Origin of the sequence: Pseudomonas sp. H11T01 (assembly GCF_048515765.1) — a bacterium.
Taxonomy (GTDB): Bacteria; Pseudomonadota; Gammaproteobacteria; order Pseudomonadales; family Pseudomonadaceae; genus Aquipseudomonas.
Genome location: NZ_JBLYED010000032.1, coordinates 42,091 through 63,038, shown reverse-complemented (window position 1 = coordinate 63,038; position 20,948 = coordinate 42,091). Strand labels below are relative to the sequence as shown.

Below are 20,948 nucleotides of genomic sequence, written 5' to 3'. Positions count from 1 at the left end.
AGCTCAGATGTCCCTGTTTAAGCAACTGTTGATCGCTATCTGTCTGTTTCTAGTGGTCGCCTTCAGCGGCAGCTTCATGGTCAGCCTGGAAAGCTCGCGCACTCAGTTCGTCAATCAACTGCGCTCCCACGCGCAAGATGCCGCGACGGCGCTGGCGCTGTCCCTGACGCCCAATATCGACGACTTGGCGATGGTCGAGCTGATGGTCAGTTCGATTTTCGACAGCGGCTATTACGCGAGCATCCGGGTGGTGGACCTGACAACCGACAAGACCCTGGTCGAGCGCAGTGGGATTCCCGAGGTCAACAGCGTGCCGGGCTGGTTCGTCAAACTGATCGGCCTGGAAGCCGCCGGTGGTGATGCAATCGTCAGTCGTGGCTGGGAGCAAGCAGCGCGGGTTGAAGTGGTCAGCCATCCGATGTTTGTCGTGGCCAAACTCTGGCAGAGCGCCTTGGGCAGCCTGGGTTGGTTGCTGATCTGCGGTGCGCTGAGCGCGGTGTTGGGGGCGCTGTTGCTGCGTCGGCAATTGAAGCCGTTGGACTATATGGTCAAGCAATCCCACGCTATCGCCCGTCGCGAATTCCTCAGCCTGCCTGAGCTGCCGCGTACGCCGGAATTGCGGCGTGTGGTGCAGGCCATGAATCAGATGGTCGAGAAGCTCAAGGCGCTGTTCCAGGAGCAGGCTGAGCGCAGTGAGAAACTGCGGGCCGAGTCCTATCAGGACAACCTGACGGGTCTCGCTAATCGTCGCTATTTCGAGATGCAACTCAATGCCCGGGTCAGCAACCCTGAGCAGGCCAGCTCAGGCTATTTGCTGCTGTTGAGAGTCAAGGATCTGGCCGGTTTGAATCAACGTCTGGGCGGGCAACGCACCGACCAGTTGTTGCGGTCGGTCGGTGAACAACTGCTGCGCGAGTGCGCTAAATACCCAGAAACCCAGAACCTGGTGACGCGGATCCGCGGTGGCGAATTCGCCGTGCTGGCGCCGGGGCTGATTCGCGAAGAAGCCCTGCAACTGGTGCAAAGCCTGGAAAGCACCTTGCTCAGCCTGCAAGCGACTGGCGCCTCGGATGTGTCGCCGGTGGCCTATATCGGTCTGGCACCTTTTGCCCATGGCGACTCGCCGCAAGCGTTGCTCGGCCTCGCCGATCAGGCGCTGGCCCAGGCTGAAACCCAGGGTGAGCCGAACTGGTATTGTCTCGATCACAGCGCTGCGGCCAGCGTCGGCGACGACCATCATGCCTGGCACACACTGCTGGATCGGGCGTTGAGTCAGCAACGCTTTGAGTTGTACTTCCAACCGGTGGTGGCCAGCCAGGACACCCAGTGGGTGCTGCACTATAAAGTGCTTTCACGCTTGCTCGACGAGCAGGGTCAGACCATTCCAGCCGGGCGCTTCCTGCCGTGGCTCGAACGCTTCGGCTGGACCGCGCGCCTGGATCGCTTGATGCTTGAGCTGGTATTGACGCAAATGGCCGGGCATGAAGAGTCGCTGGCGCTGAACCTGTCCGCAGCGACTCTGGCTGATCCGCAGGCATTGAACCGGGTATTCGATCTGCTGCGTCAGCACTCGGATCTCGGATCAAGGCTGACCCTGGAAATCGGTGAAGAGCAATTGCCGGAGCAAGCGGTGCTGGAACAGTTGACCCGGCGCTTGCGCGAGCTGGGCTTCTCGCTGAGCCTGCAACGCTTCGGTGGGCGTTTCAGCATGATCGGCAATCTGGCGCGGTTAGGTCTGGCATACCTGAAAATCGATGGCAGCTACATTCGTGCTATCGATCAGGAGAGTGATAAACGTCTGTTTATCGAAGCGATCCAGCGCGCCGCCCATAGCATCGATCTGCCGCTGATTGCCGAGCGGGTGGAAACTGAAGGGGAACTGCTGGTGATTCGCGAGATGGGTCTGTACGGCGTGCAAGGCCAGCTGTTTGGCGAGCCTGCACCTTGGCGGTGAGAGTTCTGAGGCAGTGTTGCCAGTGAGATTGATCGTTCCCACGCGGGAGCGTGGGAACGATCAAGTCGGGGTTTCAGATCAGCCCTGTCTCATCATCATCGATCAGATGGCTCAACCCACCCAAGGCTTCACGGGCCTGGGTCCGGTCCATCAGCTTCGCCTGGGCCGCTGGCGGCAGGTCGGTGACGCGAATCACGCCCTTGCTGGTCAGCACCTGAATCAAGTCGTCGAGTACCCGGATCATTTCCAGGTCGCTCTGTTTGAGTTGTTTGAGGCTGGTTTCCACCACTTCGTTGGCGTACCAGGCCTGGATTTCATGGTGGTCGGCGGGGAGTGTTTCCGTCGCTTCGGCATAGGCGGCGGCTTCCACGCGAATCAGCAGACCTTGAACATCGCGTTGCACGTAGAACATTAAGAATCCCTCATGAATGGGCCAGCGTCATGCTCTCAGCAGCATAGGCCAACGCAGGCGAGTATGCGGTGCCCCGAGAAAGTCGCCACGGGGTGCGATGTGGCTGTAGCCTTGATCGAGTATGAACATGCAGCCTCGCGTCTGAATTGAGCTGAAAACGAACAATAATGTTGGGGTATCAGACTCTCCTTTCAGCAACGTTAGTAACTTACGGCCCTATAGTCGAAAACAACGGGCGATATAAAGTGCAACATGTTGATTTAAAAGCAATATATACAAGTGTCTAAAACGTGTAAGGAATCCGATATTTAGTGTGGTCCAGTATTTGCTTCCGTTAACGTAAGTGTTGAATAGCTTGATAGGCGTTAATGGACCTGCCATTCGGCGTAAACCATGTGCGTAAACCCAAGGCTTACTGGATAATCGCGGGCCGCTAAACCACCCCCCTTAGCCATGGGCACCCGGATGCGGGCTATTCGGGGCACAGGTATTGATCACGGCAGCAAACGCTCATTTTTAAAAGCGCTGATCGTCAAAAATATGGCGGTAAATTTTATTTTTTTGTCGCGCTTAAGTATTTCCTCTTGCGCAATTCAAAAAATTGACGATATCATTTTAATGGCTCGCTTCGACGGATGGTCTCGAGCTCACGTGCTCCCTTAGTCAGCGTCGCGGATAGCCTTTTATGAATCGTACAGACGATATAACGAACCTGTTCAGCAGGTTCGGGGAAAGTTTGGACAGTTATCTCGAGTTTGACGGTGATTTCGACTACAAAGAAAAGCCCTTGGCATTGGTACGTCCCGTGTCTGAGCCAACGGCAGTGCTTGCCAACTCCGTCGAAAATGTCTCTTTCGCCGCTGCGCCAGCCAAGTTGACTGTCGCAACGACTCACCTGTGCGCAACTATTGTCGAGCCTACTCAACCAAGTCATCAAAAAATTGACGTTGTCGCTGACACTGTACTGTTAAATTCCGCGCTCGAGCACGACGCTGAGATCCAGCCCGCCAAAACCATACCGGTCTGCGCACCTCTTCGCCATTTGCTGGCCGAGGTGGTGCTTGAGCGTCAGGCTGAGGCACAAGCGCGCAATGATGAAGCTCTGCGACAATCGCTGCCTCACGGTCGACCACCGAAGAGCAAGGCCCGCGTCATTGCCCTGGTTTCAGCCAAGGGTGGCGTCGGGAAAAGTACCCTGAGTGCGGCACTGGCCAGCACCTTGCGGCTGGATGGCGGCCAGACACTAGCCATTGACCTTGATCCGCAAAACGCTCTGCAGTACCACTTTGGCGTCGATCCGGATGTTGCCGGTATGGGCAATGCCAGCTTGAAAGGCGAAAACTGGAATTCACTGCTTTTGCCCGGGTCTGCGGGCTCTCTGCTGCTGCCTTACGGTTCGCTCACGGAAGATGAACGCCGGACGCTGGAGCGTTACCTGGACAACGATCGGTACTGGCTGGCCCGTCAACTGGCACGTATGGAGTTGAGCGAGAACGACGTGGTGATTTTCGATACTCCTCCTGGTCGCACTGTTTATATGGACCAGGCACTCAGCGTGGCCGATCAGGTTGTGGTGATCACTACCGCAGACGCTGCGTGTTTCGTGACGCTGGATCGGATGGAGAAATTGCTGGGTGCGCCACAGGCCCGGGCTCAGTCATCGATCTGCAGTTACGTGATCAATCAATTCGATGCTTCCCGTGCGTTTTCCCGGGATATGCATGAAGTACTCAAGCGCCGTCTGGGCGGGCAACTGCTGGGCGTGGTATCTCTGAATCATGCCATTGGCGAGGCGTTGGCCTACGGTCGCAATCCGTTTGTAGAGCCAGGGGCGTCCCAGGCTTGCCAGGACATGCGGATGCTCAGTGACAGGCTTGAAGTGCAGTTGAAGTCGGCCAGCGTTGCAGAGATCCACGCCTCGTGATCACTACCTCAGGCGAAAATGCCGCGGCTCTGGGACGCTCGCAGCGATGGGCGCAAGCGTTGTCCGATCGTTTCGACAGCTTGCCAAAACCACTGCGTCAGGCGCTGACAGTCAGCGTTACCCTGATGTGCAGCCTGCTTGCTCTTTTTATCGTCACCGTGCCGTTCGAGCTTTATTCGCAGTGCATCTTCGCGCTCGGCTGCTTCATCGCTGCATTGGTGTTGCGCAAAATTCCAGGGCGCCTGACGGTTCTGGTGCTCATCGGACTGTCATTGACCGCTTCGTTGCGTTACCTGTATTGGAGGCTCACCTCCACACTCGGTTTCGAGGGCTGGGTCGACATGCTGTTCGGCTATGGCCTGGTCATGGCCGAGCTGTATGCAATGATCGTGTTGGTTTTCGGTTACCTGCAAACCGCGTGGCCGCTGCGGCGTAAGCCGGTGTTGATGCGTGGTTCCCCTAGCGAATGGCCTGTGGTCGATGTGTTCATTCCGTCGTACAACGAAACCCTGGACATTGTAAAAGTCACGATATTTGCCGCTCAGGCGATCGACTGGCCCAAGGACAAATTACGTGTCTACGTACTGGACGATGGTCGGCGCGATGATTTTCGCGACTTCTGCGAACAGATCGGCGTGGGTTACATCGTTCGCGACAACAACCGGCACGCCAAGGCCGGGAACCTGAATGAAGCCCTCAAGGTCACCAGTGGCGAATACATTGCCATCTTTGATGCGGACCATGTACCGACGCGTTCTTTCCTGCAGGTTTGCGTCGGCTGGTTTCTCAAGGATCCGAATCTGGCGATGCTGCAAACGCCACACTTTTTTTTCTCGCCTGACCCTTTTGAGAAGAACCTCAATACCTTCCGTTCTGTGCCGAACGAAGGCGAGCTCTTCTACGGTCTGGTGCAGGATGGCAATGATTTGTGGAACGCGACGTTCTTCTGCGGTTCATGTGCGGTAATCCGTCGCGGGCCGCTGCTGGAAATCGGTGGCGTTGCTGTGGAAACCGTGACCGAAGATGCCCACACGGCCCTCAAGCTCAATCGTGCTGGTTACAACACGGCTTATTTGGCTATTCCCCAGGCCGCAGGTCTTGCGACGGAAAGCCTGTCGCGTCATATAAGTCAGCGCATTCGCTGGGCGCGCGGTATGGCGCAGATTTTTCGTACAGATAACCCGCTATTCGGCAAGGGACTAAATCTCGGTCAGCGCCTGTGCTATCTGAACGCGATGCTGCACTTTTTCTATGGCTTGCCGCGCCTGGCCTTCCTGACGGCGCCCCTGGCGTTCCTGTTTTTCGGCGCCCAGATCTTCCACGCATCGGCGTTGATGATCAGCGCTTATGTGTTACCGCATATCTTCCACGCCAGTTTGACCAACTCCAGCATTCAGGGGCGTTTCCGTCACTCGTTCTGGAACGAAGTCTACGAGACGGTGCTGGCTTGGTACATCATGGGGCCGGTGCTGATGGCGTTGGTCAATCCCAAGTTCGGTGGTTTCAACGTGACCGACAAGGGCGGGATCATCGATCAGAAATTCTTCGAGTGGAAGCTGGCACGTCCTTACATCATTCTGCTGACGCTGAACATCGCTGGCCTGATCTTCGGTGTAGTGAAGCTCATAACGGGCGATGACGGCGCAGTGACGACGATCCTGATCAACCTTGTCTGGACCCTCTACAACATTGTCATCACCAGTGCTTCGGTGGCTGTTGCCAGTGAAACGCGACAGGTTCGTTCCGAACCCAGGGTGGCTGCAGTTCTACCCATGCGCATCACGCGCCCTGACGGTACGAGCATTGAAGGCGTTACTCAGGACTTCTCGCAGAAAGGGCTAGGTTTCAAGCTGCCGGAAGGGGTCACCATTCCTACCGGTGAGCAGGTACAGATCACGCTTTTTCGCAATCAGCAGGTCAGTGTTTTTCCCGCAACTGTCGTATTCAGTCGTGGCTCGCTATTGGGTGCCCAGTTCGATCGGTTGACGTTGCGTCAGCAAAGCGATCTGGTCCGGTTGACTTTTTCCCGCGCGGACACGTGGGCTTCGATGTGGGGCAGTGGTCAGGTCGACACGCCGCTAGTTGCATTGCGCGATGTGAGTGTCATCGGTATGCAGGGCATTTACGAATTGTTCAAAGCCACCGTCAAGGAAGGTCGTATCGTGTTCCGCAACCGTCGCTCGGCTCCATCCCCTCTCAAAAACCTTATGGAGAAGTGATGAATTCGACGTATTTCGTTTTCAGCATCCTGCGCGGCACTCGGCGCTTTCTGATACTGCTGGCTTCCTCCTTATTGGCCTTGGGTGTCGGTGCAACGGCGTTTGCCGACACAGCGCTCGGGGCGGATGCTCCTACTGGCGCCAATAGCTACAGCTTGACCCTCAAGCAGCTGGGTCGGAACTATCCGATGAGTTTGCATGGGGTCGAGTCCACTGACAGCGTCAACTTCGATGTGCGTGCCGACTCAATCGTCACCGGCGCACACGTGACCCTGGAGTACACGTATTCGCCATCGTTGCTGGCCGATCTCTCGCAGATCAACGTCATCGTCAACGATGAGGTGGCTGCCAGCCTGCCTTTGCCCAAGGAAAACGCCGGGAAGATGCAAAAACAGGTGGTCGAGATTCCGGCGCACCTGATTACCGAGTTCAACCGTCTGAGCCTGCAGTTCATCGGCCACTACACGATGAGTTGCGAAGACCCGCAGCACTCCAGCCTCTGGGCCAAGATCAGCAACGCCAGTCAGCTCGACATAAAGGTATCGCCACTCGCCCTGCCGGATGATCTTTCGATTCTGCCGCTACCGTTCTTCGACCGTCGAGATGCGCGGCCATTAAACCTGCCGTTCGTTTTCGGCACGGCGCCTGACAACGGCACACTGGAAGCCGCTGGCGCACTGTCGTCCTGGTTCGGCGCCCAAGCCAGCTACCGCGGTGCGGTGTTCTCCTCTCGGCTCAACGAACTACCCGCCAGTGGCAACGCCGTCGTTATGTTGAGTGGCAATAACCCTCAGCAATTGGGATTGCTGACCTTGCCTGTGCCGAAAGGGCCGACGTTGACGCTGATGACCAACCCCAACGATCCGAACGGCAAGCTGTTGGTCGTCACCGGTCGTGATGCGCAAGAATTAAAACGTGCCGCTACCGCTCTGGTTCTGGGTAGCCAGACACTCTCGGGCAGCAGCGTGGTGATTGATCGCCTGGATACCCTACAACCGCGCAAACCCTACGATGCCCCCAACTGGTTACCCAGCGATCGCCCGGTCAAGCTCGGCGAGTTGATAGCCGCCAAGCAGTTGAATGTGTCCGGCTACAATCCTGGCGAGATCACCGTGCCGCTGAATTTTCCGCCGGACTTGTTCAGCTGGCGTGACGCGGGTGCTCCGCTGGACCTGAAATACCGATATACGCCACAGGAGAAGTCGACTAACTCGTCTTTCATCGTCAGCTTCAACGATGCGTTGATCAAAGCCCAGAACCTGCCCTCCGAAGACAAACTGGATAGCGGTGTACTGAGCGTGCTGAAAACCAATGACAGCCTCGTGCGCGAAACCCGCGTGCTGTTGCCGCTCAATTCCGTGGCCCTGCAATCTCGCCTGCAACTGCGCTACATGTTCGATTACATCAAACAGGGCGAATGTGGCGACATCATCATCGATAACATGCGCGGTAGCGTCGATCCGGAATCGACCCTGGACCTGAGTGGTTACGACCACTTCATGGCCATGCCGAACCTGGGTGTGTTCAAGGATGCGGGCTTCCCCTTCACCCGCATGGCCGATTTGTCGCAAACCGCCGTGGTGCTGCCGGACAACGCCGGCGCTGCCGAGTTGAGTGCATACCTCACCGTACTGGGGCGTTTTGGTCAATCCACCGGTTATCCGGCCACTGGCGTCGTGGTGACTCAAGCGGCACAGGTTACTGCCGTCGCCGACAAGGATCTGCTGGTGTTCGCTTCCGGCGCCAATCAGCCGCTGCTCACGCAATGGGCCGATCACTTGCCGGCTACCGACAATGGCGGTCAGCAACGTTTCGAGCTGTCTGACCTGCCGTTCCGTCTGCGTGACTGGTTTAGTCCGGACGCTGAGGCGAACTTGCGCAATACGCGGGTCGCCATGGCCTTTACCGGTGGTCAGCGCAGCACCTTTCTGACCGGTTTCGAGTCACCACTCAAACGTGGTCGCAGCGTGGTCGTGATATCCAGCGGTCGTCCTGAAGGTCTGGCTGAAGCAACCAACGCCTTGATCGGCGGCGACGAATACACCCAGTCGATACAGGGCAGCCTGGTGGTGGTGCGCGGCAAATCCATCGAAGCACTGGTTGCGGACGAGCAGTACTACGTCGGTCATCTGGGCCCGTTCAAGTACATGCAATGGCTGATGTCGCGGCATGTGGGGTGGGTGTTGGTGCTGACCGGGCTAGGTGTGTTGCTGCTCAGCGGTTTGGCTTATCTGGCTCTGCGTGCTCGTGCCAAGCGGCGGCTGAGTAATTAAGTTGCCCATGGAAGCCATCCCGATGAATAGCCGCAACCTTTCTTCTGGTCGTCGATTGCGCAAAGCCGCCTTGTGGCTGGCTGGTACGTTCGCATCGATGGTACTGGTACCAGCAATGGCGGCGCAGGCGATGTGCAACAGCCAGGCCTGGCCACTTTGGCAGACCTATGCCTCGCGCTTCCTTCAGGACGATGGGCGAATGCTGGAGTCGAGCATAGAGCCCAATCACAGCACTTCCGAAGGTCAGTCCTACGGCATGCTGTTCGCCGTGATTGGCAATGATCGGCAACGCTTCGACAATATATGGAAGTGGACTGCCGCCAATATGGTGGGCTCCGATCTCACGAACCGCCTGCCAGGCTGGTTATGGGGGCAAGGAAAGGATGGTCAGTGGCAACTGCAGGACGCCAATTCGGCGTCTGACTCTGACCTCTGGATCGTTTATGCGCTGCTCGAAGCTGCTCGTCTCTGGCAACGCCCGGACTATCGGGAAGATGCCCTGCACCTGCTCAAGACCATTGAGACGCAGCTGGTCGTCAACCTCCCGGGTTTGGGCAAGATGGTACTGCCCGGCCCTGAGGGGTTCGTTCAACCCGACCACCTCTGGCGCCTGAACCCCAGCTACCTGCCATTGCCATTATTGCGTCGGCTTGCCAAAGAGGCCCCGGCCGGGCCGTGGAAAGAAATTGCCGAAAACACTGTCAAGATGGTGCGTGCATCCAGCCCAAGGGGCTTCGTTGCCGACTGGATTGGCTATCGCGGTACCTCACCCCACTCTGGTCTGTTTGTGATCGATCCTATCAAGGGCGAACTCGGCAGTTATGACGCTATTCGTGTCTATCTTTGGGCCGGTATGACGGCCAAGTCCGACCCGCTGGCTGCACCTCTGCTGGCGAGCCTTGACGGCATGGCGAACAGCACTGCTTCCAACGGAGTTCCGCCGGAAAAGGTCCAGGTCATCAGTGGACATGGCGAGGGTCAGGGACCGTTCGGCTTCTCCGCAGCGTTGGTCCCTTACTTCCAGGCCAAAGGCCAGCCCTGGCTTGTTGAGCAACAACAGCGTCGTGTCGAACAGGCTCTAAATACGGCACTGGCTAAAGCTGATAGCGAACGCGCTGAACCTCTGTATTACAACGTTATGCTCAGCCTGTTTGCTTTAGGCTGGGCAGAAAAACGCTATCAGTTTCGTGATGACGGAACACTCAAATTGTCTTGGGAGACGTCATGCATCCGCGCCGCTATACGTTAGCCATTGGGATTTTCACCGCGCTGATCACCTGCGGCGCCCATGCTGAAAGCAACGATCTGCAGGCCCAGCTGGTCGAGCAAGGGCAATATTGGCAGGCGCGTGAGAATGCTCAGCGTGCCTCCGAAACGTGGCAGAAAGTGCTGCGTCTGGACCCCAATCAGGTCGATGCGCTTTATGGCATGGGATTGATTGGCGTCAAGCAGGGTAATCCTGCGCAGGCACAGGAATACCTCGTGCGATTGCAGGCGCTTTCACCTCGGCCATGGCTGGCTCTTCAGTTGGAGCAGGACATCGCACTGGCACAGCCGCAGAACAAGGCGTTGCTGGACGAAGCACGGCGTCTGGCTGATGGTGATGAGCGTGACAAGGCCACGCAAGTGTTCCGCCAATTGTTTGCTGACCGCACGCCGGAAGGAACGATTGGACGCGAGTATTACACCAACCTGGCCTTCAATTCCGCTGATTGGCCAGAGGCTCGCAAAGGTCTGGAGCGGCTTTTGCGCGAGACGCCTAACGATTCGATCCTGGCGTTGTTTCTTGCCAAGCATCTGGTGCGTCATGAAGACAGTCGCGCTGAAGGTATACGCGCGCTTGCGAAACTCTCCACCCGTGTTGATATCGCCGGGGATGCCGATGAAAGCTGGCGCCTGGCATTGACCTGGATCGGTCCGCCCAACGCGGCGCAGGTCCCCTTGTTCGAAGAGTTCCTCAAAGTGCATCCCGATGATCAGGGGATACGGGAGCAGATGAGCAAAGGTAAGTCGCAGTCGGCGGGTGCCGGTGTGGGTGCGCCAGCCTGGCAGCAGGATCCGATCGTTGCGCGTGGGCTTCAGGCGCTGGAGAAAGGTGATCAGGCGGGTGCCGAGCAGGCCTTTCAGACTCGCCTTAAAAGCAAACCCGACGATGCCGACGCGCTGGGTGGCCTGGGCGTGGTCCGCCAGCAGCAGAACAAACTCGGCGAGGCCGAGCAACTGTTGACTCGAGCGATAAGCAAAGGCGGCGTACGCTGGAAAGCGGCCCTGGGTAGCGTGCGCTACTGGTCGCTGCTGCAACAGGCTCGCGAGCTGCAAGCCAAAAGTCGGACCGCCCAGGCCCAGGATGCAATTGCTCAAGCCATGCGTCTGAATCCGGCAGGCGTCGATGCGCGATTGACCCTGGCCGATATCCAGGCTCAGGCAGGGCAACTGGACGCCGCTCAAGGCAATTACCGTCAGGTACTTTCGGTCCAGCGTGGCAACCCGCAGGCCGTTCGCGGATTGATTAACGTGCTGTCGCAAACTGGCCAGGCCGATGAGGCGCTGCGTTTGCTCGACACCCTGCCGCCTGCCGATCAGGCCAGGCTGGGCGACAGCGGTCGCCTGCGTGCCCTGCGTTCGACGCAAATGGCCAAACTTGCCGAGCAACGGGGTGATGTGCGCGGCGCTCAAAGCGCATTGGCGGAGGCGGTGCAGAACGATCCGGATAACGTCTGGACTCGTTTCGACCTGGCTCGCTTGTACCTCAAGACGGGTGAGTCGCAGAAGGCTCGCGATCTGATAGATGCGATGCTCAAGACACACCCCGATAGCATCGACGCGCTTTACACCAGTGCTTTGCTCTCCGTTGAAATGGAGCAGTGGAAGGCCGCGCAAACCGCGATCAGCCGTATTCCGGCTGACCGCCGCACAGCGGACATGAACGAGCTGGCCGACCAGATCACGCTCACCGTGCAAATCAAACTCGCCGCGAGTATGGCCAAGCGGGGCCAGCGTCAGGAGGCTCTGGCACTGCTCGATCGTTTACAGCCGATGGCCAGTCGCAGTCCCGAGCGTATGGCTACCCTGGCTTCGGCCTATGTCGATGCCGGTGATTCTGCTCGCGCCCAGGCCATGATGCGCGATGTCATTGCGCAGACCCGTGCGCCGTCTGCGGACTTGATGCTGCAATACGCCAACCTGTTACTCAAGACGGGTGACGATGTGCAGGTCAACTCGATTCTGCACAGCCTGCAAAATCAGCCCATGAGTGTGGCTACCCGCAAGCGTTTTGATGATGTGTTGTATCTGTACCGAATTCGCCAGGCCGATATCCTGCGCGAGAGCGGTGATCTGGCCTCCGCCTATGACACCCTGGCGCCGGCGTTGGCTCAGCGTCCAGGTGACGCCGCTTCTGTCTCTGCGCTTGCCCGGATGTACGCTGCCAACGGCAACAACGCCAAGGCATTCGAACTCTACAAACCGTTGTTGCAGCGTCAGCCGAATGACCCTCAAATCCTGTTGAACGCCGCCGATGCTGCCGTTCAGGCCCATGACAATGCCTTTGCGGAGCAGGCTCTGGATCAGTTTCTCAAGCTCGAAACCTACGATCCGCAGTCGTTGACCGAGGCCGCTCGGATTTACCGCAGCATGGGCAAGGTCAGTAAAGCGACCGACCTGCTGCGTCAAGCCGTGGCCACAGAACAAACTGAACAAAGGCGCAGTCTGGCAGCCCAGGCCAGCACCTTGAACGTGGCACCCAACCCATTTGTGGGGACCCCGGGCCAGCGCAATCAAGTGAGCAGAGTCGCCGTTGCCGTGATTCCTCCACCCGCTCAGGCAACGCTTGGCGCTGCGACTAACGCTGTCGCCAGCGCAGATGCCCTGCCAACTGACGCTTACCCAAGCCAGACTCAACGCATGGTCGGCGCTGTCCCAAGCGCCGGCGACTATCGACAGCCAATGCCAACAGGACGCTTCGCAGGTCCGCAAGGTAACCCGTTTGCGCCTCAGCCACTGGCGGCGGTCGCTGCTGTTGATGAGGTCAGTTCCGCCCAGCGCGCGCTGGACAACATTCTTCAGGAACGCAGCGGCTACGTGACCCAAGGCGTGACGATTCGCGGCAACAACAGCGAATCGGGCCTGAGCAAACTGACGGATATCGAGACACCACTGGAAATCAATGTTCCAGCCGGCGATAACCGTTTGGCCGTGCGTGTCACGCCGGTGTCGCTGAATGCGGGCAGTGTTGGCAGCGACGCTGCGTCGCGTTTCGGCGGTGGCAACACTGCGTCGCAGGGCGTGGGGTCACAACGCGATAGCGGTGTAGGCCTCGCGGTAGCGTTCGCGCGCCCCGACGAGGGCCTCAAGGCTGATATCGGCACCACCCCTATCGGTTTCAAATACAGCACCGTTGCCGGTGGCGTGAGTGTCGATCGGCCGTTGGCGGATAACTCCAATGTGCGCTACGGCGTCAACGTTTCGCGGCGTCCTGTGACCGACAGCCTGACCTCGTTCGCCGGAACCACTGACAAGCGCGACGGTTTGTCCTGGGGCGGCGTCACCGCAAACGGCGGCCGCGCTCAACTGAGCTATGACGACGCCGAAGTCGGCGCCGAAGTCGGCGCCTATGGATACGGTTCCTGGCACAAGTTGTTGGGTCACAACGTCGAATCCAACAGCCGGAGTGAACTGGGTGGTGGCGTCTACTGGTACCTGCAAAATGCCATGGACAGCAAGCTAACGGCGGGGCTGAGTGCGACGGGGCTGAGCTACGACAACAACCAGGACTTCTTCACCTACGGCCACGGCGGTTACTTCAGTCCTCAAAGTTACTTCGCCCTTAGCGTGCCGGTGGTTTGGGCGCAGCGTGCCGATCGTTTCAGCTATCAGGTCAAAACCTCGGTGGGCGTGCAGCACTTCCAGCAGGACAGTGTTGACTACTTCCCCAATGACAAAGACTTGCAAGCGGCCAATAACAATCAACGCTACGCTGGGCAAAGTAAGACCGGGCTGGGTTACAGCCTCGGTGCCGCTGGCGAATATAAATTCGGGTCGAAATTTTTCCTGGGCGGCAATCTCGGCCTGGACAACGCTCAAGATTACCAGCAGTTCAACGGGGGCCTGTATGTGCGCTACATGTTCGAAAACATGACGGGTCCCATGGACTTACCGGTCAGCCCCTACCGCTCACCTTATTCCAATTGATTTCTGGAGACTTCAATGCCTTCTTCTGTTCTTGCCGGTATGACCCTTCTGGTCCTTGGGGAAAGTCACATGAGCCTGGCGGACCACTTGATGGAACCGCTGCATGACAACCTGACCCAGCAAGGCGCAATCGTTCACTCGATCGGTGCCTGCGGTGCCAGCGCAGGCGACTGGTTGATCACCAAAAAAGTTGATTGCGGCGCCGAGCGCAAAGGTAGCGGCAAAATAGTGATCAAGGGGCGCGAAGCGACCACCACGCCGATCGCTGAGCTGATCGCTGCTGACAAGCCTGACTTGGTGGTCTTGGTGATTGCTGACACGATGGCCTCTTACGACAAACCTGCCTTCCCCAAAGCCTGGGCCTGGCAGAACGTGACCAGCCTGACCAAGGCTATTGCGGCCACTGGCACCAAGTGCGCCTGGGTCGGGCCAGCGTGGGGTAAGGCTGGGGGCATGTATCAGAAAAACGATGCCCGTACTCAGTTGATATCGCAGTTTTTGGCGGCCAACGTTGCCCCCTGCACCTACATCGACTCACTGACATTTTCCAAACCTGGCCAATGGGTCACGACCGATGGCCAGCATTTCACGGTTGCTGGTTATAAATCCTGGGGCACTGCGATCGGCGACGCTCTGGGCAAACTGCCCGCAGGCAGTGTTAGCAGCACAGGTGCGAAGAAGTGATTCGCGTTATTCATGGTCTGTGTGCCATTGCTGCGCTGATGTCGAGCCTGAACACCTTAGCAGCGCAAATCTCGCTCTATCCCACCGGCCCCAGTGAAGACTCGGCGTTCATACGCTTCGTCAACGCCAGCACCGCGCCATTGGATGTCATTGCCCAGGAAGGGCAGGCGCCGCTGCGTCTTGAAGCGACCAAGCCGGTGTCGTTGTTCTTCCCGGTGCAGGCCAGCAGTCCGATCAAGGGCACGTTGGTCAGTGGCCAGCAAAACCTGCCGCTGGAGCTGAGGGTAGAGCCGGGCGAGTTCGCCACGGTGGTGGCGCTGCCAGATGGTACTAACGGACTCAAGCAAGTCACCGTGCGTGAACAGCCGGATGATTTCAACGGCCTCAAGGCGTCGCTGGCCTTCCTCAGCCTTGATCCAGCCTGTGCCGACGCCAGCCTGCGTCCGGCCGGGCGCACGGCGGATCTATTCAAAGCGGTGCCGGACGGTACGCTGCAACGGCGCTCGATTAACCCGGTGAGTCTGTCGGTGCAACTGGTCTGCGCCAACGCCAATGTCGGTTCGGCGCTGGACCTGGGTGAGCTCAAAGCGGGCGAGCGTTACAGCGTATTGCTGTTGCCGTCGGCAGCGGGACCGCGTCTTTTGAACGTCACGGACTCGTTGTCCCACTGATCGGATCCTGCCGTCGCCATGGTCTTCGCCTCACTCGAGTTTCTGTCGTTGTTTCTGCCAGCGTTTCTGCTGGTCTATGCCTTGGCCCCAGCGGGCGGGCGCAACGTCATATTGCTGCTGGGCAGCTGGCTGTTCTATGGCTGGCTGAGCCCGTTGTTCCTGATGCTGCATATCGTCCTGAGCATCGTTGCCTGGGTGGGTGGCCTGCTGATCGATCCCGTGCGGGAGGGTTCGCGTGGGCGGATCCGATTGTTGATGGTACTGATCGTGTTCAACACGGCCGTGCTCTGTTGGTACAAGTACGCCAACATTCTAGTCGGGACCTGGAGTGAGCTGATCACCTACTACGGTGCGATGCCGTTGGAGTGGCAGCGGGTGGCCTTGCCAGCCGGTCTGTCGTTCATCGTGCTGCAGGCCATTTCCTATCTCGTGGATGTGCATCGGCGTACCGTGCCGGTCGAACGCAGCTTCATCAATTACGCCACTTACATTTCGATGTTTGGCCATTCCATTGCGGGCCCGATCATTCGTTATGACTGGGTGCGTCGTGAACTGACTCAGCGCTATTTCAACTGGCAGAATTTTTCTCTGGGTGCGCGTCGGTTCATGATCGGCATGTGCATGAAGGTGCTGGTGGCCGACACTCTGTCACCACTGGTGGACGTCGCGTTCCATCTGGATAACCCCTCCTTCGTCGACGCTTGGATTGGCTGTCTGGCGTATTCGCTGCAACTGTTTTTCGACTTCGCTGGCTACAGTGCGATGGCCATCGGGCTGGGTCTGATGCTGGGCTTTCACTTTCCGGAAAACTTCAACCGTCCTTACCTGGCCAGCAGCATCCAGGACTTCTGGCGGCGCTGGCATTTGTCACTTTCCAGTTGGCTGCGCGACTACCTGTACATAGCCTTGGGCGGCAACCGCAAGGGCGTGTGGAAGACCTATCGCAACCTGTTCCTGACCATGGCCATCGCTGGCCTGTGGCACGGCGGCGACAGCTGGAATTATCTGCTCTGGGGTTCGGCCCATGGCATCGCATTGTGCATAGACCGCCTCTGGGCACGCTCGAACATGCCGAGCCTGCCCGCAGTGTTGTCGCATTCGCTGACGCTATTGTTCGTGTTCCTGGCGTGGACGCTGTTCCGTGCACCGGATTTCCATTCGGCGATGAACATGTACGCGGGACAGTTCGGCCTGCACGATTTTGCGTTGGGCGATGCGCTGGCCGTGACACTGCGTCCAGTACATGGCCTGGCGGCCCTGCTCGGTGTGGCGTGCATTCTGGCCCCGTTGCTGCAAACCCGTTATGAACGACAATTCGCAGGCCTCGGGATCTTCGTCCCGGTCGCTGCCCTTTGGCCCGTGGCTGGTTTCATGCTCTCGTTCGCGTTGATCGCAAGCCGCGAAGCCGTGCCCTTTCTGTACTTTCAGTTCTGATGACGACGCCAATGCCTCCTCCGTCTCCCACACCGGCTCAGCCGAGTGAACTCACCACCCGTATCAGCAAGGTGGCGGGCGCTGTCTTCGTCGCTTTCATTGCGACGGGGTTTGTTTCCTGCGGTTGGTTGCTGCTGAGCGGCAAAGTCGAAATGCTGCCGCCCAATCTGACGCGCCAGGTGGTGCTTGAAGGCGATGTGACCCACAAGCTTGCCAAGCAGCTGTCCAAAGCGACGCTACCTGAGCAGGCGGCTGATCTGGAGCGGGGCGCGAGCTGGCTGTTGCTGCATGACACCGGGCCGCGTGTGCGCTCGGGTTGCCCGGGTTGGCTGTTCCTGACAGACGAGTTCAAGCTCAATCGCCATGCCCAGGCCAATGCCGACACCAAGGCCAACGCATTGATCGATATTCAGCAACGTCTGGCCAAACGTGGCATTCAGCTGTTGGTGGCGGTGGTGCCGGATAAAAGCCGGATCGTCACCGATCAGCTCTGCGCCTTGCGTCGCCCTGCCGCACTGGACGGGCGCGTGCAGGGGTGGACCGATGCCTTGCAAAAAGCCGGTGTTGCCGCGATCGATCTGACGTCAACCCTGCAGCCACTGGGGGCTGCCGCTTACCTGCGCACCGACACGCATTGGAGTGAAAGCGGTGCTGGCGCGGCGGCAAAAGCGATTGCCCAACGAGTGCAGGCGCTGGGTGTCACCGCATCGCCGCAGAAATCATTCGACGTCCATACGGAAGATGCGACCCGGCGTCCCGGTGATTTGGTGCGGCTGGCCGGTATCGATTGGCTGCCACTGACCTGGCAACCGACACCGGAAATCGTCGCCACCACCCAGATCCGTGAGCGTGCCGTTGCCCCTCAAGGCAGCGACGATAACCTTGATGATCTGTTCGGCGATGACAATCTTCCGAATGTGGCGCTGATTGGCACGTCGTTCTCGCGTAACTCCAGTTTCGCTGGCTTTCTGCAACAGGCATTGGGTGCCCCTATCGGGAATTTTGCCAAAGACGGCGGCGAGTTTTCAGGAGCGGCCAACGCCTATTTCATCAACCCGGCGTTCAAGAAAACCCCTCCGAAATTAATCGTCTGGGAAATTCCCGAACGTGATCTGCAAACGCCTTACACCGACCTCATTGTCTGGGGGAAATAAGCTCACGGGCATAAACGTGATGTTGAATATCGTTATTCGTTAACGGTATTTAAATTTCAGTTCTTATATCTATAAAGTCAAACCCCTGCGTACAGGCCGACCAATCGGCGCGCCGCACGAAATGAACGAACACGGGACCTCCGTGAGTTTCTGATCGACGCGCGCGCCACTGGGCGTGCTCTGCGTGGGAGTGATGTATGTCTTTATCGTCTGTCTCTGCGATTGCCGCGAGCATCGCGCCTCAATCCTTTGAAATCCGTCCGTTCAGCGGCGCCGTGGGTGCCGAAATCATCGGTCTCGATCTGGCCCGTCCGGTCAATGACCAGGACTTCGCCCATATTCACCGCGCACATCTGGATTATCACGTGGTGGTGTTCCGCGACCAGCGCATCAGCCCCGAACAACAGATCGCCTTCAGCCGTCGCTTCGGCGTGTTGCAGATCCACGTGCTCAAGCAGTTTTTGCTGGCCGGCCACCCGGAAATCCTCATCGTTTCCAACATCATCGAGAACGGCCAATCCATCGGCCTGGGCGACGCCGGCAAGTTCTGGCACTCCGACCTCTCCTACAAAGAACTCCCGAGCCTGGGCTCGATGCTGCATGCCCAGGAGCTGCCCCCCGAAGGCGGCGACACCCTGTTCGCCGACATGCACAACGCCTGGGACAACCTGCCGCAAGCGCTGCGCACAACAGTCGAAGGACGCTTGGCCGCACACTCCTACACCGCGCGCTACAGCGAAACCAAATTCGAAGGTAACTGGCGCCCGACCCTGACCCCGGAGCAGCTCGCTCAGGTCAACGAAGTGGTGCATCCGATCGTCCGTACCCATCCGGAAAACGGTCGCAAGGTGCTGTTCGTCAGCGAAGGCTTCACCACCCGCATCGTGGGTTTGCCGGACGACGAAAGCCAGCAACTGCTGGCTGAGCTCTATGCCCACAGCGTGCTGCCGGAAAACATCTACCGCCATCAATGGCAGCCCCACGACCTGGTGTTCTGGGACAACCGATCGCTGATCCACCTCGCCGCCGGTTGCCCGAGTCATCTGCGACGCAAGCTCTATCGCACCACCATCCAGGGTGACGCCCCTTTCTGATTGGCCGTATTTCGGAGAATGACCATGTCCACACCTATTCAAATCGTGCCGCGAATCGGTCGGCTGGCAGCCGCCATCGGTCTGGGATTCAGCCTGCTCGCCGGTAGCCTCGTCGCCCCGACGGTGGCCCACGCCGAAGGTGAGATCCGCATCGCCGAACAATTCGGCATTGTGTACCTGTTGCTCAACGTGGTGCGCGATCAAAACCTGATCGAGAAACACGGCAAGGAAGAGGGCATCGACATCAAGGTCGACTGGACCCAGCTGTCCGGCGGGGCGGCGGTCAACGACGCGTTGCTCTCAGGTTCCATCGACATTGCCGGAGCCGGCGTCGGCCCGTTGCTGACCATCTGGGACCGCACCCACGGCAAGCAAAACGTCAAAGCCGTGGCCTCGTTGGGCAACTTTCCGTACTACCTGGTGAGCAATAATCCCAAGGTCAAAACCATCGCCGATTTCACTGAGAAGGACCGTATCGCGGTGCCTGCTGTCGGTGTTTCGGTGCAGTCGCGCTTCCTGCAATACGCCGCCGCCAAGCAGTGGGGCGACAAGGAGTTCAATCGCCTGGACAAGTACACCATTGCCGTTCCGCACCCGGACGCCACCGCCGCGTTGATCGCCGGCGGCACCGAACTGACCGGGCATTTTTCAAACCCGCCCTTCCAGGATCAGGCGCTGCAAAACCCCAACGTGCATGTGGTGCTGAACACCTACGACCTGCTCGGCCCGAACTCGCCCACCGTGCTGTTCGCCACTGAGAAATTCCGTAACGAGAACCCGAAAACCTACAAAGCCTTCATCGAAGCCCTGACCGAAGCTGCTGAGTTCGCCCAGAACGATAAAGGCGCGGCCGCCGACACTTACATTCGCGTGACCAAGGCCAAAATCGACCGCGCCGACTTGCTGAAAATCATCGACAACCCACAGTTCGAATTCAGCGTCACACCGAAAAACACCTACCCGTTGGCGGAATTCCTCTACCGCGTCGGCGCGATCAAAAACAAGCCCGAGTCGTGGAAGGACTACTTCTTCCAGGATGCAAAACCGCTGCAAGGGAGCTGACAGACATGAACGCGCCCCTGCAAGGCCACACGGCCAGCAACCTGATCGCAGCAGCCTCGGCGCTGCTTTCGGTCGATAACGTCAGCCTGGAATACCGCACTCCGCAGCGCGTCGTTCGGGCGACTCACCAGGTCAGTTTCGAGATTGATCCTGCCGATCGTTTTGTCCTGCTTGGCCCTTCGGGTTGCGGCAAGTCGACGCTGCTCAAGGCGGTTGCCGGGTTCATCCAACCGTGTGAAGGTCAGATCCGTCTGCAAGGGCAAACCGTCAGCGCACCTGGGCCGGACCGGATCGTGGTGTTCCAGGAATTCGATCAACTACCGCCCTGGAAAACCGTCAAACAGAACGTCATGTTCCCGCTGCTCGCCTCGAAAACCCTCAAGCGCCGCGAGGCTGAAGAACGGGCGTTGCACTACCTGGACAAGGTCGGTCTGGCGGCGTTTGCCGATGCCTATCCGCACACCTTGTCCGGCGGCATGAAGGCCCGCGTAGCGATTGCCCGAGCCTTGGCCATGCAGCCGAAAATCCTGCTGATGGACGAACCCTTCGCGGCCCTCGACGCCCTGACCCGACGCAAGATGCAGGAAGAGTTGCTGCTGCTCTGGGAAGAGGTGCGCTTCACCTTGCTGTTCGTCACTCACTCCATCGAAGAGGCGTTGGTGGTGGGTAATCGGATTCTGTTGCTGTCACCGCATCCGGGGCGCGTGCGGGCAGAAATCCACAGTCATCAATACGACTTGCACAGCCTCGGTGGCGTGGCTTTTCAGCACTCGGCGCGGCGTATTCATCGGCTGTTGTTCGACGAAGGTCAGACGCCTGAAACCGAGCAAGCACTGAATTTCGCCGATATCCGTATCGCTTATTGAGCCGTTGAGAG

Annotated in this window: 14 protein-coding genes; 13 read left to right on the top strand and 1 reads right to left on the bottom strand. The window is 58.5% G+C overall.

The genetic code is table 11. From position 1 onward, the window contains the following. The first annotated feature begins 7 nt into the window (after positions 1 to 7). The gene (lapD, locus tag ACN1C3_RS28885; protein WP_419119126.1) at positions 8 to 1,954 is read left to right on the top strand and encodes a cyclic di-GMP receptor LapD; all 1,947 of its coding nucleotides are present in this window, start codon (positions 8 to 10) and stop codon (positions 1,952 to 1,954) included. Between the two features lie 73 nt (positions 1,955 to 2,027). Here lapD and ACN1C3_RS28880 read toward each other — a convergent pair whose 3' ends face one another. After that, a complete protein-coding gene (locus ACN1C3_RS28880; RefSeq protein ID WP_419119125.1) occupies positions 2,028 to 2,366 on the bottom strand; it encodes a tryptophan synthase subunit beta in 339 nt (112 codons plus the stop codon). Positions 2,367 to 3,051: 685 nt separating this feature from the next. On the opposite strand from ACN1C3_RS28880, the gene bcsQ reads away from it, so the two are divergent. The 12 genes from bcsQ (at position 3,052) to ACN1C3_RS28820 (ending at position 20,937) form a co-directional block, all read left to right on the top strand. Next, the gene (gene bcsQ, locus ACN1C3_RS28875) at positions 3,052 to 4,290 is read left to right on the top strand and encodes a cellulose biosynthesis protein BcsQ (RefSeq protein WP_419119124.1); all 1,239 of its coding nucleotides are present in this window, start codon (positions 3,052 to 3,054) and stop codon (positions 4,288 to 4,290) included. After that, on the top strand, positions 4,287 to 6,509 hold the full coding sequence (gene bcsA, locus ACN1C3_RS28870; RefSeq protein ID WP_419119123.1) for a UDP-forming cellulose synthase catalytic subunit: 2,223 nt from the start codon (positions 4,287 to 4,289) through the stop codon (positions 6,507 to 6,509). The genes bcsQ and bcsA overlap by 4 nt, the downstream gene beginning before the upstream one ends. Continuing rightward, entirely contained in the window at positions 6,509 to 8,782 is a 2,274-nt protein-coding gene (bcsB, locus tag ACN1C3_RS28865) for a cellulose biosynthesis cyclic di-GMP-binding regulatory protein BcsB (protein WP_419119122.1), read from the top strand. The genes bcsA and bcsB overlap by 1 nt, the downstream gene beginning before the upstream one ends. Before the next feature lie 22 nt (positions 8,783 to 8,804). Continuing rightward, positions 8,805 to 10,031: a cellulose synthase complex periplasmic endoglucanase BcsZ gene (gene bcsZ / locus ACN1C3_RS28860; RefSeq protein WP_419119121.1), complete on the top strand. Its 1,227-nt coding sequence runs from the start codon at positions 8,805 to 8,807 to the stop codon at positions 10,029 to 10,031. Continuing rightward, a complete protein-coding gene (locus tag ACN1C3_RS28855; protein WP_419119120.1) occupies positions 10,007 to 13,972 on the top strand; it encodes a cellulose synthase subunit BcsC-related outer membrane protein in 3,966 nt (1,321 codons plus the stop codon). Before bcsZ ends, ACN1C3_RS28855 begins: the two co-directional genes overlap by 25 nt. A 15-nt stretch (positions 13,973 to 13,987) precedes the next feature. Further along, a complete protein-coding gene (locus ACN1C3_RS28850; protein ID WP_419119119.1) occupies positions 13,988 to 14,656 on the top strand; it encodes an SGNH/GDSL hydrolase family protein in 669 nt (222 codons plus the stop codon). 38 nt (positions 14,657 to 14,694) lie between these two features. After that, positions 14,695 to 15,327, top strand: a complete 633-nt coding sequence (locus ACN1C3_RS28845; protein ID WP_419119135.1) for a cell division protein FtsQ — start codon at positions 14,695 to 14,697, stop codon at positions 15,325 to 15,327. Positions 15,328 to 15,345: 18 nt separating this feature from the next. Beyond that, positions 15,346 to 16,761, top strand: coding sequence for an MBOAT family O-acyltransferase (locus ACN1C3_RS28840; protein WP_419119118.1), 1,416 nt, complete (start codon positions 15,346 to 15,348; stop codon positions 16,759 to 16,761). An 11-nt stretch (positions 16,762 to 16,772) separates the two neighbouring features. Continuing rightward, positions 16,773 to 17,915, top strand: a complete 1,143-nt coding sequence (locus ACN1C3_RS28835) for an alginate O-acetyltransferase AlgX-related protein (protein ID WP_419119117.1) — start codon at positions 16,773 to 16,775, stop codon at positions 17,913 to 17,915. Positions 17,916 to 18,112: 197 nt separating this feature from the next. Further along, the gene (locus ACN1C3_RS28830; protein ID WP_419119116.1) at positions 18,113 to 19,009 is read left to right on the top strand and encodes a TauD/TfdA dioxygenase family protein; all 897 of its coding nucleotides are present in this window, start codon (positions 18,113 to 18,115) and stop codon (positions 19,007 to 19,009) included. A gap of 24 nt (positions 19,010 to 19,033) precedes the next feature. Next, positions 19,034 to 20,071: an ABC transporter substrate-binding protein gene (locus tag ACN1C3_RS28825; RefSeq protein ID WP_419119115.1), complete on the top strand. Its 1,038-nt coding sequence runs from the start codon at positions 19,034 to 19,036 to the stop codon at positions 20,069 to 20,071. Positions 20,072 to 20,076: 5 nt separating this feature from the next. Further along, positions 20,077 to 20,937 carry an ABC transporter ATP-binding protein gene (locus ACN1C3_RS28820; protein ID WP_419119114.1) on the top strand — a complete coding sequence of 287 codons (861 nt, stop codon included), beginning with the start codon at positions 20,077 to 20,079 and terminating at the stop codon, positions 20,935 to 20,937. The last annotated feature ends 11 nt before the right edge of the window (positions 20,938 to 20,948 follow it).

Bases quoted from the DNA above. Each gene is read 5' to 3' on its own strand.
- lapD (WP_419119126.1), top strand. From the start codon at position 8: ATGTCCCTGTTTAAGCAACTGTTGATCGCTATCTGTCTGTTTCTAGTG.
- ACN1C3_RS28880 (WP_419119125.1), bottom strand. From the start codon at position 2,366: ATGTTCTACGTGCAACGCGATGTTCAAGGTCTGCTGATTCGCGTGGAA.
- bcsQ (WP_419119124.1), top strand. From the start codon at position 3,052: ATGAATCGTACAGACGATATAACGAACCTGTTCAGCAGGTTCGGGGAA.
- bcsB (WP_419119122.1), top strand. From the start codon at position 6,509: ATGAATTCGACGTATTTCGTTTTCAGCATCCTGCGCGGCACTCGGCGC.
- bcsZ (WP_419119121.1), top strand. From the start codon at position 8,805: ATGAATAGCCGCAACCTTTCTTCTGGTCGTCGATTGCGCAAAGCCGCC.
- ACN1C3_RS28855 (WP_419119120.1), top strand. From the start codon at position 10,007: ATGCATCCGCGCCGCTATACGTTAGCCATTGGGATTTTCACCGCGCTG.
- ACN1C3_RS28850 (WP_419119119.1), top strand. From the start codon at position 13,988: ATGCCTTCTTCTGTTCTTGCCGGTATGACCCTTCTGGTCCTTGGGGAA.
- ACN1C3_RS28845 (WP_419119135.1), top strand. From the start codon at position 14,695: ATGTCGAGCCTGAACACCTTAGCAGCGCAAATCTCGCTCTATCCCACC.
- ACN1C3_RS28840 (WP_419119118.1), top strand. From the start codon at position 15,346: ATGGTCTTCGCCTCACTCGAGTTTCTGTCGTTGTTTCTGCCAGCGTTT.
- ACN1C3_RS28835 (WP_419119117.1), top strand. From the start codon at position 16,773: ATGCCTCCTCCGTCTCCCACACCGGCTCAGCCGAGTGAACTCACCACC.
- ACN1C3_RS28830 (WP_419119116.1), top strand. From the start codon at position 18,113: ATGTCTTTATCGTCTGTCTCTGCGATTGCCGCGAGCATCGCGCCTCAA.
- ACN1C3_RS28825 (WP_419119115.1), top strand. From the start codon at position 19,034: ATGTCCACACCTATTCAAATCGTGCCGCGAATCGGTCGGCTGGCAGCC.
- ACN1C3_RS28820 (WP_419119114.1), top strand. From the start codon at position 20,077: ATGAACGCGCCCCTGCAAGGCCACACGGCCAGCAACCTGATCGCAGCA.